The sequence below is a fragment of the Enterococcus sp. DIV0008 genome (genome assembly GCF_050542615.1).
GTDB classification, from domain to species: domain Bacteria; phylum Bacillota; class Bacilli; order Lactobacillales; family Enterococcaceae; genus Enterococcus_D; species Enterococcus_D innesii.
This window is the reverse complement of sequence record NZ_CP172937.1, coordinates 879,495-897,297: the sequence shown is the minus strand read 5'-3', so window position 1 is coordinate 897,297 and position 17,803 is coordinate 879,495. Positions and strand designations below refer to the sequence as shown.

At 43.0% G+C, this 17,803-nt stretch carries 12 protein-coding genes and 1 other annotated feature; all 12 genes read right to left on the bottom strand.

Annotated elements, in window-relative coordinates; all coding sequences use genetic code 11:
- Position 1: 1 nt before the first annotated feature.
- Positions 2-4,507 (bottom strand): glutamate synthase large subunit, encoded by a 4,506-nt coding sequence (gltB, locus tag IGI84_RS04155; RefSeq protein WP_430600807.1) that lies wholly within the window; start codon positions 4,505-4,507, stop codon positions 2-4.
- Between the two features lie 364 nt (positions 4,508-4,871).
- A complete protein-coding gene (ileS, locus tag IGI84_RS04150) occupies positions 4,872-7,667 on the bottom strand; it encodes an isoleucine--tRNA ligase (RefSeq protein ID WP_144772065.1) in 2,796 nt (931 codons plus the stop codon).
- 391 nt (positions 7,668-8,058) lie between these two features.
- Positions 8,059-8,288, bottom strand: a binding site (T-box leader).
- Positions 8,284-9,039: a DivIVA domain-containing protein gene (locus IGI84_RS04145; protein ID WP_077453523.1), complete on the bottom strand. Its 756-nt coding sequence runs from the start codon at positions 9,037-9,039 to the stop codon at positions 8,284-8,286. Its footprint overlaps the feature before it by 5 nt.
- A 20-nt stretch (positions 9,040-9,059) precedes the next feature.
- On the bottom strand, positions 9,060-9,842 hold the full coding sequence (locus IGI84_RS04140) for an RNA-binding protein (RefSeq protein ID WP_016613826.1): 783 nt from the start codon (positions 9,840-9,842) through the stop codon (positions 9,060-9,062).
- 18 nt (positions 9,843-9,860) lie between these two features.
- On the bottom strand, positions 9,861-10,124 hold the full coding sequence (locus IGI84_RS04135; RefSeq protein ID WP_005228822.1) for a YggT family protein: 264 nt from the start codon (positions 10,122-10,124) through the stop codon (positions 9,861-9,863).
- 26 nt (positions 10,125-10,150) lie between these two features.
- Complete coding sequence (locus IGI84_RS04130) at positions 10,151-10,804, bottom strand: cell division protein SepF (protein WP_077453524.1); 654 nt, start codon at positions 10,802-10,804, stop codon at positions 10,151-10,153.
- 16 nt (positions 10,805-10,820) lie between these two features.
- Positions 10,821-11,492, bottom strand: a complete 672-nt coding sequence (locus IGI84_RS04125; RefSeq protein WP_077453525.1) for a YggS family pyridoxal phosphate-dependent enzyme — start codon at positions 11,490-11,492, stop codon at positions 10,821-10,823.
- Between the two features lie 12 nt (positions 11,493-11,504).
- Positions 11,505-12,749, bottom strand: coding sequence for a cell division protein FtsZ (gene ftsZ, locus IGI84_RS04120; RefSeq protein WP_005237278.1), 1,245 nt, complete (start codon positions 12,747-12,749; stop codon positions 11,505-11,507).
- Positions 12,750-12,780: 31 nt separating this feature from the next.
- Complete coding sequence (gene ftsA / locus IGI84_RS04115) at positions 12,781-14,103, bottom strand: cell division protein FtsA (protein ID WP_081118410.1); 1,323 nt, start codon at positions 14,101-14,103, stop codon at positions 12,781-12,783.
- Positions 14,104-14,256: 153 nt separating this feature from the next.
- Positions 14,257-15,243, bottom strand: coding sequence for a cell division protein FtsQ/DivIB (locus IGI84_RS04110; RefSeq protein WP_096742360.1), 987 nt, complete (start codon positions 15,241-15,243; stop codon positions 14,257-14,259).
- 86 nt (positions 15,244-15,329) lie between these two features.
- Positions 15,330-16,424 carry an undecaprenyldiphospho-muramoylpentapeptide beta-N-acetylglucosaminyltransferase gene (gene murG / locus IGI84_RS04105; RefSeq protein ID WP_077453529.1) on the bottom strand — a complete coding sequence of 365 codons (1,095 nt, stop codon included), beginning with the start codon at positions 16,422-16,424 and terminating at the stop codon, positions 15,330-15,332.
- A 15-nt stretch (positions 16,425-16,439) separates the two neighbouring features.
- On the bottom strand, positions 16,440-17,798 hold the full coding sequence (gene murD, locus IGI84_RS04100) for a UDP-N-acetylmuramoyl-L-alanine--D-glutamate ligase (RefSeq protein ID WP_081118408.1): 1,359 nt from the start codon (positions 17,796-17,798) through the stop codon (positions 16,440-16,442).
- Between the last annotated feature and the right edge of the window lie 5 nt (positions 17,799-17,803).

Sequence of the window (17,803 nt, the reverse complement as noted above, 5' to 3'; positions counted from 1 at the left end):
ATTAGTCGCGCTCCTTTCCTGGAATAGTCAATTGTGGACCGACGACGGCTTCGAAAGCTTTCGTCACAAGTTCCTCCCCGATAAATCCTTGCTCAGCCAAAGTCTCCGTTGCTTGGATCATCTGATGGTACTCTGTCGGATAGACTTTGATGAAATGTTGCTGCTGATTTTCCCAATCTTCTAGGATCTCAGCCGCCTTCAATGAATCTGTATAGGCAAAATGCTGCTGGATCATCTCCTTCAGCTGATGGTCATCGCCACTTTCGCCAATCCGGTACAAATCAACCATTTCCCGATTGCATTTTTCTGCAAAAGTTTGATCAGGGTCATAGACGTATGCCACGCCACCGGACATTCCGGCACCGAAGTTGCGGCCGGTTTTTCCTAAAATCACCACGACGCCGCCAGTCATGTACTCACAGCCATGGTCCCCAACACCTTCTACAACGACTTTGGCTCCACTATTACGGACGCAAAAGCGTTCGCCAGCAATGCCGCGGAAATAGCCTTCACCCCGATTCGCCCCAAAACAAGCAACGTTACCGACAATCGGTGAATGCTCTGCGTCATAAGCGGCATCATCAGGCGGCACAATGATCAAACGGGCACCACTCAATCCTTTGGCTACATAATCGTTGGCCTCGCCAATCAGTTTCAACTGGATGCCCTGGGTGGCAAACGCCCCAAAACTTTGTCCAGCAATGCCGCGGTACGTAAACTGCAACAAACCTGGCGTTACTTCGTAATTGCCAAAGCGTTCTGCGATCCAGCCCCCTAAACGAGCGCCGACTGAACGTTGAACATTATTGATCGTATGATTCATAACGATTTCTTGATTATTGTCGATAGCTGCTTGGGCAAAAGCGTCTAATTCTGGCCACTGTCGTTTCTCAAGGAATGGGTCCGTCACTTTCCGTTCGATTGGGATCGTCGTCCCAATCATTCTAGAAAAGTCTAACGACTTTGCTTTGCCCTTGGCAACGAAGCGTGGTGTCAACACTTCCGCGTGTCCTACCATCTCATCAATCGTGCGAAACCCTAGCTCGGCCATTGTTTCCCGTAAATCTTCTGCTAAAAAGTACATCGTATTGATGATGTGCTCAGGTTTCCCTGCGAAAAATTTGCGCAACGCTGGATTTTGCGTAGCAATGCCGACAGGACATGTATTGATACTGCAAACCCGCATCATAACACAACCAATCGCAACTAGCGCTAAAGAGGCAAAGCTATATTCTTCTGCTCCTAAAAGAGCAGCAATGGCGATGTCTCGACCCGTCATTAATTTTCCATCTGTCTCTAAGGTCATTCGCTGCCGCAAATGATTCATAGCTAACGTTTGATGGGCTTCTGCAAGCCCCATCTCCCAAGGCAAGCCAGCATCACGAATCGAATTTCTCGGAGAAGCACCGGTCCCACCGTCATAGCCTGAGATCACGACTACGTCTGCGCCGGCTTTGACGACACCGGTAGCGATCGTACCCACGCCCGTACTAGAAACCAATTTGACATTGATCCGTGCATAGGGATTGATTGCCTTTAAGTCATAGATCAGCTGGGCTAAGTCTTCAATCGAATAAATGTCGTGATGTGGTGGCGGCGAAATCAATCGGACCCCAGGTGTTGAGCCACGAATCTCAGCGACCCACGGGAAGACTTTGTTGCCTGGCAATTGCCCCCCTTCACCAGGTTTCGCCCCTTGCGCCATTTTGATCTGGAGTTCGTCCGCACTCATTAAATATTCGGCGTTGACACCAAAACGGCCAGAAGCTACTTGTTTGATGCGACTATTATAATTAATGCCATTCACTGGTTTGAAACGATTTCGGTTTTCTCCACCTTCTCCACTGTTGGATTTTGCCCCGATCGCATTCATTCCTTCAGCAATACAGCGATGTGCCTCTTCACTTAGAGAGCCGTAAGACATCGCACCGACTTTAAATCGTTTGACGATCGTTTCAACTGGCTCCACCTCAGCTAATGGAATACTGCGTCTTGTGTTCGCAAAAGTCCACATAGAACGGAGGGTCGTTGGATTCTCTAACGCGTCTTGGTTCATCTCCGCCGCATATTCTTTATAAAGCGCATAGCTACCGGTACGAACAGCTTTTTGAAATCCATAGATTGTTTTTGGATTGAACAGATGATGTTCCCCGTCAGCTTTGTATTGGAAACTACCACCCGAATCAAGATAATCCACGCGTTTCTCGCCATACGCCGCTTCATAACGCGTTAAGTATTCTTGCTCGATTTGCGCTAATGAAAGTCCACCGATACGAGTAACCGTGCCGGTAAAGTATTCGGAGATAACTTTCTCAGAGATACCAACAGCTTCAAACAATTGCGCCCCATGGTAACCGGCGATCGTTGAAATCCCCATCCGTGACATAATTTTGACAATACCTTTCTCACAAGCTTTGCGGTAACTTTCAATCTTCTCTGAAAGCTCAAAGTGGGCCAATGTCTGGTAAGCCCCATAAGGGTGGACTCCACTTGCTCCGTAGCCGACTAACATGGCATAATGATGGACCTCACAGACTTCCGCAGTATCTACAACGACCGATGCCAAGGAACGTTTGCCTTTTCGCACCAAGTAATTGTGCAGGCCAGATACTGCCAAAAGGATCGGAATTGCCAATTTTCCTTCTTGCGGCTGAACGACTTCCCGATCAGTTAAAATGACGATCGTTGCCCCAGAATCAATTTTTTGTTCCGTTTCTTTAAAAAGCGCTTCTAACGCTTGCTGCAATGCTGCTCCATTTTCTGGTACATAATCATAGAGAATCGACTGTAAAACCGCTTTTTGACCATTTTGATCTAACTGTTTGATTTTTTCATATTCACTCGTTTTTAACACAGGACTAGCAATCTTCAGCTTATTGCAATTGATTCGAATGTCCTTTGAAACATCACCATCTCGACCTAAAAACAGTTCGGTACCAATTACCAATTTTTCACGAATCGCATCGATTGGCGGATTGGTCACTTGAGCAAATTGTTGTTTAAAGTACGTAAACAAAGATTGGGGACGTTCGCTTAAGATGGCTAAGGGTGAATCAAACCCCATGGAAATCACTGGTTCTTCTCCCGTTTGAGCCATTGGTAAAATCAACGTGCGAATGATCTCATCCGTGTAGCCATTTCGTTTCCAAAGGGTCTGGATCGCATCATCTGCCGTTTCCTCCTGTCTTTCTGCGTCAGGAAGCAGCTCTGGTGTTAATAAGTGATCGGCTAACCACTCTTGGTAAGGATGGGCGTTCGCATAATGCGCTTTGATTTCTTGATTGCGTAAGATCACCCCTTTTTTGGTATCCACCAAAAACATATTTGCTGGTCCAAGCACCCCTTTTTCAATCACTTCTGACGCTGGCAAATCGACAACCCCTGACTCAGAGGCCACGATAACAAAACCAGCTTTCGTGATCGAGTAGCGAGATGGCCGCAACCCATTTCGATCGAGTGCAGCTCCTACCAGATCCCCATCGGTAAAGCATAAAGCTGCTGGTCCATCCCAAGGGGCCATAAAGCTTGCATTGTATTCATTAAAAGCCGTCAGTTCTGGCGTCAAGCCAGCTTCTTTGGACCATGCTTCTGGCACCATCATCAACAGTGCTTGGGGAATGTCTCGACCTTGACGATACAAATACTCCATACAATTTTCCAACTTCGACGAATCGGAGTTTTCGTCATCGTAGACTTCGATCTGATGTCCATGCATCCAATTTTCCGCCCCGCGTAATGTGTTGATTTCGCCATTATGGGCTAAGAAACGAAAAGGTTGCGCCCGACTCCAGCTTGGAAAGGTATTCGTTGAAAAACGAGAATGGGTCAAAGCAATACTGGAAGTCATTTCTGGGCTTTGAAGATCTTTGAAAAACAAGCCAACTTGATAGGCATGCAGCATCCCTTTATAAACAACTGTCTTACTAGATAAGCTGCAGATAGACAGCTCATCGGTATGATACGTTTTTTCCAGTTTTCGCCGTAACCGATAAAGCTGATCTTCAAAGGGACGGCCTGCAGCTACATCGACAGGTTTTTCAATAAAGACTTGCACAAATGAGGGCATGACTTTTTGAGCCCCTGGCCCACATTGATAATAATCATAAGGCACATCTCGTTGCCATAAAACCGTAAAACCCATTTGTTGAATGTCTTTAGTTACTTCTTCTTGGACCTGTGCTGCTCGGAGCTTTTCTTTCGGTAAAAAAAACATCCCAACAGCATAGGCGCCTTTTTCAGGCAATGGGATTTCGGCCTCTTTTGCTCGCTGTTGAAAAAATGGATCAGGCATCGCCATCAAAATCCCAGCTCCGTCTCCTGTGTCAGGTTCTGCCCCAGTTCCCCCTCGATGGTTCATCCGTTCTAACATCGTTAAGGCATTTTGCACAAGTTCTCGAGAATAGCGACCATCTTTTTGTGCAATAAAGCCCATCCCACAAGCATCTTTTTCAAAAGCGGCATCGTACATCATTTGGTTCGTTTTCCTCATCATCTCTAAATCACTCATGGAATCACACTTTCTTTCAATATTCTGAATATTCCGATTTTTAACAGTTTACAATCTGTTTTTCTATCTGGCAAGTTTTTTTTACTTGATCCGTGCTCGTTGATTTCTTCCTTCAAGGGTTACTTAAATCCATTGAACAAATAGTGACTAGTAAATCACAGGCAGGAATCTTCGTCTAATAAGGTTTTTTTATTATACAATAAACTGTCGGAAAATTATTGCAAACAAATGAGAATCGTTATCAATTAAGTTAGATTTTCTCATTTGGATGTCACAAACAGCTGTTTATGTCCCATTCTCAAGGAACAAGCTTGACTGATTTCAAAAAAAATGACCCGCAATGGGGTCATCTTTTTTCGTTCTTTTATTTTTCAAAGCCTTCTGCAACTGCTTCGGGATAGTTTTCTTTGACGATGGCTGCACAATGGCCGCAAAGTGTTGGCAGTTGCTCTTCTACACCAACATCTACACGGACTTGGCGGCAACGTTCGCAGACTTCACCTTCGGCTTTTTCCACTAAGATCGCCACGTCTTCGAATTGATAGGCCGCTTCTGGTGCTGCTTCCCCTGCTTCTTTGATCGTTAAGAAGTCTGGTGAAATGATCAGCAGTTGTGCAATATCTGAATCGATAGCTTTTAGTAATGCCGCAACCGGTTCGGTTGGATAGACAGTCACTTTTGCTTCAAACGATTTCCCAATCAGTTTTGCATTACGCGCTTCTTCCAATGCTTTTAAGACATTGTCACGGAAATCAAGGAAAGCACGCCATAAATCAAGCAGCTCTTCTTGGTTAGCAAATGTATCATAGCCAGGGAACTCCGCTAATTGAACATATTCCTCTTCTTCTTTCAAATGTGACCAGATTTCTTCTGCCGTATGGGGAATGATCGGCGTCAGTAATTTCGTCAACGCAACCGCTGTTTGATAGAATACGGTTTGCATGGCGCGACGTTGGAAATCATTTTCAGCTTCGATATAAACGACATCTTTTGCAAAATCCAAATAGAAGGATGACATATCGACTGTCAAGAAGTTGATGACTGTCCGGTAAATATGCAAGAAGTTATATTTTTCATAGCCATCTTCCCGAATCGTTTTGATCGTTTGATTCAAGCGAACCATCATGTATTTATCAACAGAACGCAAGTTTTCAAATGGTACGCTGTCTTTTGCTGGATCAAAATCATTCGTATTAGCCAATAAGAAACGCATGGTATTGCGAATTTTTCGATAGACTTCTGACACTTGATTCAAGATATCCATAGACACCCGGACATCCGCTTCGTAGTCAACACTGCTGACCCAAAGGCGCAAAATATCCGCACCCATTTGATTGATCACTTTTTCTGGTGCAATGGTATTACCAAGAGATTTACTCATCTTGCGACCTTCGCCATCTAAGGTGAAGCCTTGAGACAAGACGGCTTTATATGGTGCGACTTCATTGATCGCAACACTAGTCGTGATACTTGAGTTGAACCACCCACGATATTGGTCAGAACCTTCCAAGTACATGTCAGCTGGGAATGTCAATTCTGGACGTTGACGTAACACGGCTTCGTGAGAAGAACCTGAATCAAACCAAACATCCATGATGTCAGTCTCTTTCGAGAATTTGCCGTTAGGTGAGCCCGGATGCGTGAAGCCAGCTGGCAGTAATTCTTCTGCTTCTTTTTCAAACCAAATCGTTGAACCATGTTCAGCAAATAAGTTTGCCACATGCTCAATCGTTTCAGGCGTAATGATGGCTTCGCCGTTTTCTGCATAGAAGATTGGCAACGGAACGCCCCACGCACGTTGACGAGAGATCACCCAGTCGCCGCGGTCACGAATCATATTGTATAAACGAGTTTTGCCCCATGGAATGATCCAATCTACTTTTTCGATCTCATCCAAAATATTTTGACGGAACTTATCAATAGACGCAAACCATTGTGGCGTTGCCCGATAGATGACTGGTTTTTTCGTCCGCCAATCATGTGGATAGCTGTGAGTAAAGAAGTTTAGTTTTAATAGGGCTCCTTTTTCTTCTAAAAGCTCAGTGATCATTGGATTGGCTTTGTCATAAAAGATCCCTTCAAATCCCGGTGCTTCTTCTGTAAAGATCCCGCGACTATCGACTGGTGATAAGACATCTAGACCATATTTTTTGCTGACGATGTAGTCATCTTCCCCGTGTCCTGGTGCAGTGTGGACCAAACCAGTACCGGCATCCAATGTCACATGGTCCCCTAACATTACTAGAGACGTACGATCATAAAAAGGATGTTGTGCCGTCATTTTTTCCAATTGATCGCCAGCCAATTCTTGTAATACTTCGACAGATTCCCAACCGATCTCATTCGTCACGGTTTCTAATAAATCTTTTGCCACGACGAATTTACGACCATCAGCCAAGATTTGAACATAGGCAAAGGTTGGATTCACAGAGATTCCTAGGTTCGCTGGTAAGGTCCATGGCGTCGTCGTCCAGATAACAAAAGCTGTATCTGAATCAAGCAAATCTTTGCCATCTGCGACTGGAAAAGCCACATAGATCGATGGTGATTTCACATCTTTGTATTCGATCTCAGCTTCTGCTAATGATGATTCACTAGATGGTGACCAGTAAATAGGTTTCAATCCTTTGTAGATGTAGCCTTTTTCTGCCATTTTTCCGAACACGCGGATTTCTGCTGCTTCATAGTCTGGTGTCAATGTGATATATGGATGATCCCAGTCACCAGAAACGCCTAAACGTTTGAAATCAGCTCTTTGCGTATCCACTTGTGTCAAAGCATATTCTTCACATTTTTTGCGATATTCTGCCAAGCTCATTTCTTTGCGCTTGATCCCTTTATTGGTCAGTACTTGTTCGATCGGTAAACCATGAGTATCCCAACCAGGTACATAAGGGGAACGGAAACCTGACATCGATTTGGAACGTACGATGATGTCTTTACTGATTTTGTTTAATGAATGTCCGATATGGATATTTCCATTTGCGTAGGGAGGGCCATCGTGTAAGACAAAGGTTGGCTTGCCTTCATTTAATTCTTGACGACGTTGATACAATTGATTTTCTTCCCATTCTTTTTGCCAATCCACTTCGCGGTTTGGCAAGTTGCCTCGCATTGGAAAAGCGGTTTTTCCAAGATGCAGTGTTTCTTTCATTTTCATTCTTGTTTCGCTCCTTTTCGTCTCTCAACGTTTTGGTATAGTTTCAAAATCCATCGACTCGATCAACCGATTGCTTCTATTGAACCTGTCAAATGGATTGGTTGCCATAAATTCAAAGCATTCAGGATTCACTGATTGTTAACAGCTGGCTAGCGTCTGCTCTGTTCCGCTTTGCGGACCAATCATTGTGATTCCTAGTACGGTTACTACGCTCCCTATGGTCGCCTAGTACTGTTCATCGTCTGCTCTGTTCCGCATTGCGGAACAGTCATTGTGATTCCTAGTACGGTTACTACGCTCCCTATGGTCGCCTAGTACTGTTCATCATCTGCTCTGTTCCGCTTTGCGGACCAATCGCAGTGATTCACAGCAAAAAACACGTCCGTCCCTGGCAAGGGACGAACGTGTTCGTGGTACCACCCAAATTTAATTGTCATTTTGACAATTCTTTGATGATCGGTAACGGGATCAGGCGTCGTTCTCTACTCGAGTCTTTGAAAAGTCAGCTCTTTCAAGAACGCAACTCACAGATGATCTGATTTCTTGCAGGGTTTTATTTGGCTTCCACTCTCCCAAACTCGCTTGAAAAATATAAGAAATTTTTCTGTTCTGTGTCTTAGTTGTTATCTGTTTTGTTCAACTCGTCTAATAAGTTTCTCGCATCATCTAACGTTTTCACTTCAGGGCTTTCACTTACATCAACGATTTTTTCATCTGATTCAACAATGTCCACATCAAATGTTTCCACTGCTTCTGAGTTTACTCCAGAACCATTTTCACTGTCAAGTTCTTTTGACAAAACTTCTCTGATCACTTGGTGGGAATCTTGTACATAGCTTGAAAATGGCGCCAAAATTTCTTCCCATTCAGGGCTCTTCACTTGTTCTAATTGCGTTTGCAACATAACTAATAAGTTGTTATGGAAGACTCTGGTTTTCTTCTTCAAGTCATTTGTTTCTGTCGCCAATTGACGTGCATTATTTGTTGCATCTGTCAAAATCTCTTTGGCTTTTTCTTCTGCTGAGGTCATCAAGGCATGGGCATGTTTTTCTGCAGTAGCAACCATCTCATCCGCACGGTTTTGGGCAGAAGTAACGATTACTTCTGATTCTTTGCTTGCGCTTGTTTTTACTTTATCCGCCGTATCTTGAGCCACGATAATGGATTGGTTCAAGGCGTCTTTCAATTCATTGAAGTATTCGAGTTTTTCTTCTGCATGTTTCAATGATTTCTCTAACTCACGATTGCGTTGAACAGCTTCTTCATAATCACGAACAATCATATCCAAGAAGTCATCGACTTCGTCTTGATTGTAGCCTCTCATTTTTACTGAAAAGTTTTTATTTTGAATGTCTAATGGAGTTAATGCCATATTCTATACACCTCTTTGATTTATTTACGTAATACACCTAATAACAATCTAACTTTTTCTTTTTTCGTGGTTCCTTCTAACCCCTGTATTTGAATCCGACCAAATCCTCTTACTGAAACGATATCCAGTAAATCCAGAACAAAATCTGGTCGTAATGCTTCTGTCCAGTTTACTTTTACTTTTCCTGATTCGATCAACTGTTTCGATCGCTGACGAGAGATGTTGTACACGGCGGAGATCACTGTATCAAGACGCAATGAACTAACCGTTTCTCTTTCCTCGGTCCAGCCATCTTTAGGCACGATCAAATCGGTATATTTCGTTTCTTCCAAACGTACCGATACGTTGCCGATTTTATCCACTTGTAGTTGAATAAAATGACTGACTTCAGTAGCAACGAATACTTGCCATATTTCACCATCGGAAAGAATGTCTCCAAAGTATTCCCTCTTGACTCCAGTCCCCATTAACGTGCCCAAAACTTTTCCATGACTCAAAACCGTAAATTTTTTCGGGTATTGAATCGTAAATAAAGTCATGTCAAACTCATCGGTGGTGGGCTCATAGTAATCAGGATAAATTAAACAGCGTCGTCTTTCAGCAGCTTCGTATCCGCCAAAAAAACGGAAGCTTAAATCCGTTGATTGACGAATCAAGCTTTCTAAGATATACGCTTGTCTTGGATCTAAGAAATCAGTCAAGTATGGCGCATACTGCATTTGCACTTGTTCGATCCATCCTTGAGCGGAATCAATAAAAGGGCGTTCATCGTTTCGAAAATGTTGATAGACATTTGCGTTCACCGATAACCACCCCTTACGTTAAAATAAAATTGATTGTAGGATCAATATCAATGCTTGTGATGCTAGCTGTAAGACAATAATTGCAAATGCAATCGTAAAATCGATACCAGCAAAACTTAATTTCAATCGATCAAATAAACTCAAATACGGTTCACACACTTTTGCCAAGAAACGGCCAAAAGCGGATTGATACCCTCCTGGAAACCAAGACAAAAGTGCATAGATCACTAATAAAATGGTATACAGATAAACAGCATCACTCAGTAATTTAACGAATCTCAAGAATAAAATTGGCGTTCCTCCTCACTTTAGATATCAAAAAAATTGGTATCTGCTAATGTTTGGGCAGTGCCTTCAATTTCCATACCCTTAGGCGTGCAAAGAAAAATTTCATCGCCAACGCGCTTGATATCACCATCTTCAGCGTACACTGTTCCTGTTAAAAAATCAACTATTCGACGAGCTTGGTACTCTTCAATTAAATGAAAATTAACAAGTACAGCATCACCATTGATGACTTGCTTCGCAATCCCCATTGCTTCAGAGTAAACACGTGGTTCTACGATCGTTATTTTTCCTGCCACTTGCGAGGAAGTTTCTTTTGCTTTTGTATCTTTGACTCTCGTATTGGTTCTTTGTTGCGCCATCGGAACGACTTTTTCTTCCGTCTTAGGTACCGATCTTACTCGTTCAGCCGCAGCTGAGGATTGTTGATAAGCAGCAGTTTGAGGTTGCTGTCTGTATTGATAAGCTTGATTTTGTGGTTGACTTGTTGTACGGGTTGCCGCTTGGCCAGATGCATACGTATTCGCGGATGTTCTGGAGGCTGTAAAAGCTCCTCCTTGGTTCACAGCCGGTTTAGATGCTGTTCGTGCCGGTTCTTCAGTGGCATATGTTTCTTCGTAATAATCTTCTTCGTCAGTCAATCCAAAAAAATTGGTCAGTTTCTCTTTGAGCGACATCGGTCAACCTCCTTTTTTATTGAAATAATGCTGTTCCTACACGAATAAATGTTGCGCCTTCTTGGATCGCAATGGGAAAGTCATTACTCATTCCCATACTCGTTTCTAAGCAAGGGGCATGTGTAAGATGCAGGTCAGCGATTTGTTGTTGAATCCTTTTTAATTCTTTAAAAATCTGATGCTGCTCGTCTTTGGAAGCAGTGAGCGGGGCCATCGTCATCAATCCAACAACACGAATTTTATCGAACGAAGCGAGTGCTTCAATAAAAGCCATCACCTCTTCTACGAAAATCCCTTGTTTCGTTGCTTCCTGCGAAACATTTACTTCCACAAAGCAGTTGATCGGATGCTCTGCTCGTTTTTGAATTTCTTGTGCCAGTTTGATTGAATCTAACGCATGGAAAAAATCAATCTCGTTTATAATTGATTTTACCTTTCTACGCTGCAAATTGCCAATAAAATGCCAACGGACATCTGGAAAATCCGTTAATGCTGCTTTTTTTTCAAGTAGTTTTTCTACTCGATTTTCAGCACAATTCCGCACACCATTTTCTAGAAGTTCTCTTGTCGTTTCTGTATCGACGGATTTTGTTACAGCTGTCAAACAGACCTCACTGGCGTTTCTAGAAACAAGAGCACAGGAGTCCTGTATCTCTTGCTGGATCTTGTGCAAGTTCTCAGAAATCATGTGCTCTGCCCCCTAGCGTTTACGACGGAAAAATGGTGGTGTGCTTAATTCGTCGTCATCATTCGAGCGTACTTCATCACGGCTGAAGGTGTCGAATTCTTTCTTTTCTACATTTTCAAATGTGTTTTCTTCTACTTTAGGTCGTACATTTTGTTCTTTACGGATATCCCAATCACCGAAACCGTTGCTTTCCTCTGCTTGCGCAGGGCGTGCTTGGTCCATATCTAATGTGGGTTTTTGTGGGATAGAATGAATTTGGCTTTGGCTTTGTCTGCTAGAGCGAGACCCACGTTCTTTTTTAGAAGGGTCAATGCCAGTTGCAATGACAGTCACACGGATTTCATCGCCTAGGTCTTCGTTGATTGAGGTACCTAAGATAATATTTACATCACCTGTTGCTGCATGAGCGACGATATCAGAAGCATCTTGTGCTTCAAATAAAGTCATATCCAATCCGCCAGTGATGTTCAATAGTACTTGTTCGGCACCATCGATCGAAGTTTCTAGTAATGGTGAAGAGATTGCTTTTTTCGTTGCTTCGATTACACGTTCTTCGCCGCTAGCAACACCAATTCCCATCAAAGCGGTGCCTTGGTTTTCCATCACTGTTTTCACATCAGCGAAGTCCAAGTTAACGTAGCCTGGAGCAGTGATCAAGTCTGAGATCCCTTGAACCCCTTGACGCAAGACATTGTCTGCTTCACGGAATGCTTCAAGCATTGGTGTTTTCTTATCGACAACTTCTAACAAGCGATTGTTCGAGATGATCAATAGTGTATCGACATTCTCTTTCAATTTAGCAATTCCTTCAGCCGCAAAACGGCCGCGTTTTGGTCCTTCAAAAGTAAATGGGCGAGTAACGACACCGACTGTCAATGCGCCGATTTCTTTGGCGATTTTCGCTACGATCGGTGCAGCACCGGTCCCGGTTCCGCCACCCATACCAGCGGTAATGAAAATCATGTCCGCGCCTTCTAATGATTCACGAATAGAATCTTCACTTTCTTCTGCCGCTTTTTGACCAACTTCTGGTTGAGAACCAGCACCAAGACCGCGGGTATATTTAGGGCCTAATTGAATCACTGTTTCTGCTTTTGAATTTTTTAATGCTTGAACGTCAGTGTTGGCCGCAATAAATTCTACGCCTTTGACATTTTCTTCGATCATACGGTTGACTGCGTTGCCGCCACCGCCGCCGACTCCGATGACTTTGATCACAGCGCCGTCATTGATGTTATTATCAATTGAAAATTCCATAGTTTATCTTCCTCCTGAGAATCGTTTTAGATTATTCAAAGATATTTGAGAAGAAATCTTTTACTCGGTTTGTGATCGACTCACCTTTTTTCTCTTCTTCTACTTCTTCATAAGTTTCTTCTGGAGCTTCATATTGTTCGTAATGTACTTCTTGTTGTTGAATAGCAACGGGCTGTTGCGCGACTGTTTTTTCACCGGTGATCGCACTTTTGGCAAGCTGATAGACTTCGCTTAAGTTTGCTGAATAGTCAACGATACTGATTACATTGGTGAATACAGGATTTCTAAGTCCCATATGATTAGGAACGTAAAGCTTAACGTTTGTTTCGAATACTTCTTGAGCAAGATCTACGACACCTGGCAGGCTTGCAGCGCCACCAGTTAAAATCACGCCACCTGGTAAATCAAGTCCATCAATTTCGTCTAAGACTTCTTTTGATTTAGTGAAAATTTGTTCCATACGGGCTTCAATGATTTCTGACAAATAGCGTTCATCAATCTTCACAGGTTCTGATTTTCCAATCACATCGACCGGAAATTCTTCGCTAGCTGAAGTTCGTTCAGGATACGCATCCCCATAATTGATCTTCAATGCTTCTGCATTGTTGAAAGAGGTATTTAAAACCGTTGAAATGTCTTTGGTGACAAATTCGCCGCCCTCTTGGTTCACATGAGTAAATTTCAATTGTTTGTCGTGCATCGCAGCTGTCGTTGTTTGGCCGCCACCGATATCGATAACGATCGTGCCAAAATCTTTTTCACCATCAGATAAAATCGATTCTGTCAATGCTAATGGCGTAATGACCACTTCATTGACGATCAGTCCGGATTTTTCCACACACTTACGAATGTTGTGAATGATGGTTTTTGGTCCTGTATAAACCACCCCAAACATTTCTAAGCGAACACCGATCATGCCACGAGGATCTTTGATCCCTTCAAACCCATCCACAGTAAATTCTTGCGGTAAAATAGCAATGATCTGTCTTTCGGGAGGGGTTGAACGTACAAGTGCTGCGGAAGCAACATTGCGGACGTCCTCGTCGGTGATCTCTTTTGATTCACTATTGACCGCGATCATCCCTTGACAATTTTCCACTTCAAGAAGATTGGCTGGTACACCAACACTTACACTGCGAATTTGAATTCCTGCTTTTTCTTCTGCTTGTCTTACTGCTCTTTGAATGGCTTGTACCGTTTTATCGATATCTACAATAATCCCACGGTTGATTCCTTCTGATTTTGCATTTCCTACACCAATGATATTCATTTGGCTGTCAACGTATTCGGCTACTACAACTTTTACAGATGTCGTACCGATATCAAGGCCAACATACATTCCCGTTTTTGCCATGGATGGGGTTCCCTCCTACTTAAATTGGATATATAGCGAACCATCACAGTCCGTTTTTAGAGTTCATTCGAATAATTTGTTCACTGTTACCAATTCTACCATATAATGGCGCTTTTTAGAAACAAGTTAATGAAAAAAACTCTTGAATTTTTCCTAAGAATCACTATCAGCTGTTTGATTTTCGTCTGCATCGTCTTCTTGTGTATTTGAAATAGGATACGTAAAGATCCCAACTTCCATATCCACAATACTGTCCTCGGTCAAATCTTTGGCAATTTGCGGATAATACTGCATTTGACTCACCATATTTGAGATGTTGACGATCACTTGATTGCCATCATTCATAAAGAGAGTCAGCAGCTCATCATTGCTGTCACGGGGGGTGTATTTGATTTGAGAAATGCCATCGCGAATTTCTGAACTTAATTCTTGATAGGCACTGAGTGTCGCTTTGATTTTATCTTCAGCCGAAAAATTTTCTAAAACCGGCAATCCTTCCTCTGGCTGCTCACTGATGTCTTCCAAAACAGCGCCATTTTCCAAAACTGGTGCATAGCCGCCGTCTTTGGCTAATAAAGCCACTTCTTGAAATTCAGTAACAGTGATATCGAAACGATTAATACCAGATAGAGAAATGGAAGCATTTTTTATGCGCGGCAATTCTTTTTTGATTGCGGCCACACTCTGATTCCGTTCAAAAAATTGCGGCCACATCTCTTCATTGACGGCTAGGTCAGAATTTTCGAGAATCGCTTCTGCGGATACTTCTTGATTGCCTTTGACCACCACATTAGCCAAACGACTAAGCGGCGAAACAAAATACAAAACAATCAACAAAGGAATCATCAGTAGACCGATAATCAGCGCTAAGCGGCGAATCAATACCTGATTGCGGTACGCCTTTAGATTAGGCAGCCGATCAGCGAAAGAGCGAGCTTTTTTTTCTGGCTCAGTCACTCCTTCTTTCTCATCGTCTGTTTCTTCTATCGCTTGTTCTGCTTCAAAAAGTGTTTCTTCTGTCAACTCATCTTCATGTGCTTGGGACATGTCTTCTGTTTCATCAGACGCGGATGACGACCAAGCTGGCTGATTGCCTTTTTCTTGCAAATATTTTAGATTTTCTTTTTGCCAAGGGGTCAACTCTTCCGTTGACGAGGGGGTTTGATCATCATGAGGTGTTTTGTCTTTACTAATGATAATCGCTCCTTTCTATCCCACACATTGTACTATTTGATTACCTCTTGCACAAGTCGAAATAATCGTTCCGAGGCATCGCTGATCCCTTGTTCTTTTGAGGCTTTGGCCATCTTACTACGAAGGGCTTCATCTTGCATGATACTATCTACTGCTTCCACGAGGTTTTGGCTGTTTAATTCATGATCGGCAATCATTTTGACTGCTCCTGCATTGGCTAAACTTTGGGCGTTCTTCGTTTGGTGGTCATTGGTCACATAAGGACTTGGAATCAGAATCGCTGGAATCCCTAATGCCGTAAATTCGGCGATCGATGTGGCACCCGCTCGACCAATCAACAAATCGCTATTTGCCATCACTTCTGCCATTTGATCGATATAGGGACGAATACTGATATTAGGAAAGGCATCTTTTGACATCCCAATTTTTTCTTCGATCTCTTTGTAATACCTTTCGCCAGATGCATAAAGTAACTGATACTCTTTTTGAGCAAACAGCGGCAGCGCATCAATGATCGCTTGATTGATTTTCAGAGCTCCTTGACTCCCACCAAAAACTAAGACTGTTTTTTTCGCCGGATTTAAATCGTAAGAAGACAAAATCGTCGACTTTTGACTATTCCGTACTTCTTGACCACGAGGATTGCCCACCAACACCGTTTTCTTCGCTGGAAAGTATTGAGAAGCATCGTGAAAAGCAATGGCGATTTTATCCACATATTTGGTTAGAAATTTATTGGTGATTCCAGGTACACTATTTTGTTCATGAATAATGGTAGGTATTTTCAACTTCGAGGCAGCAAAGACCACGGCGCCGGATACATAGCCGCCGGTGCCGATCACTACATCCGGTTGGAACTCTTTGATGATTTTCTTTGCCGCGTAGTAGCTTTTCATAAAAAGCTGGATCGTTTTTACGTTATCCAAAGATAGCTTACGCTTAAATCCTTGAATCTCTAATGTTTTAAAAGGAATACCTGTTGGAGGGACGATTTTATTCTCTAAGCCCCTTGTTGCACCAATGTATAAAAATTCGGCTGTCGGGTCAATCTCCTTCACGTAATCCACAAAAGACAACGCTGGATAGATGTGTCCGCCAGTACCGCCGCCAGTCACAAGTATTTTCATATCCTTCACTCATTTCTATTTAAGTTCTGCTACTGCCGCCATAAATTTGTCGCCTCGAACTTCAAAATCAGGGTATTGATCCCAACTTGCATTCGCCGGTGACAATAGAATCGTATCTCCAGCAGCACTTAAAGAAAAGGCTAATGGGACGGCTGTTTCAACATTCTCTGTCATTTCAATCGTTTTTACACCAGCGGCTTGAGCAGCAGCGGCTAATTTTTCTTTTGTTTCTCCAAACACAACGATAGCTTTGAGCCCTTTTAGTGCTGGAACCAACTCATCAAAGCTGTTGCCACGATCCAATCCGCCTGCCAGTAAGACCAATTTTTCATTGTCAAAACCACCTAATGCCATTTCTGTTGCTAAGATGTTGGTTGCTTTGGAATCATTGAAAAATTTCACCTGATTGATAGTGGTGACATACTGGGTCCGATGAGGCACCCCAGTGAAGGTCTGTAACGCTTGTTTGATTGCTTCGTTCGACATATCGCAAAGTTTCCCAACAGCGATCGCCGCTAAGGCATTTTCAATATTATGTGCCCCAGGTACACCGAGTTCCTCCGCTGCCATAATTGCTTCTTCTTTATAGTAGAGCATCCCATCAAGCATATATGCTCCTGCTACTTTTTCCTTGGTGGAAAAAGGAATGATTTTCGCCTTTGATTTGGCCGACAGTGCTTCTAGTTCTGGTTGGTTCCAGTTGATCACTAAATAATCGTCAGCGGTCATTCGTTGTTGCAAGCGCCATTTTGCTAAAACATATTCCGGGCGACTACCATGGTAATCGATATGGGCTTCATAAATATTCGTGATGACAGCGATTTTCGGCCGCAAGGTATCGATTCCCATCAATTGGAAACTTGAAAGCTCCATCACCAAGCGATCTTCAGGCTTAGCTGTTTGAGCAACGGAACTTGCAGGAAACCCGATATTTCCAGAAAGCAATGCCTGTCCTTTTTCCATTCCGGCATTCAAGACATTGGCGATCATGGTCGTTGTAGTGGTTTTTCCATTCGTACCAGTAATACCGATAATCGGCGCTTCAGAGATTTGATACGCCAGTTCCACTTCCGTGATCACAGGAATTTTTTTCTCTAAAGCTTTTTGGACAAGAGGTTGTGAATAAGGGATCCCTGGATTTTTAACAACTAGGGAGAAGCCTTCATCCAATAATTCAATTGGGTGGCTGCCAGTGATCACTTTGACCCCTAAAGCCAAAAGATCTTGTGCTTCTGGATTTTCAGCAAATGGCTTTCCGTCATTAACGGTCACAAGTGCGCCCAAATCATGTAACAATTTGGCCGCACTGAATCCACTACGCGCTAATCCTAGCACAAGAACTTTTTTATTTTGATATGTTGTAATTTTTTTCATTTTCT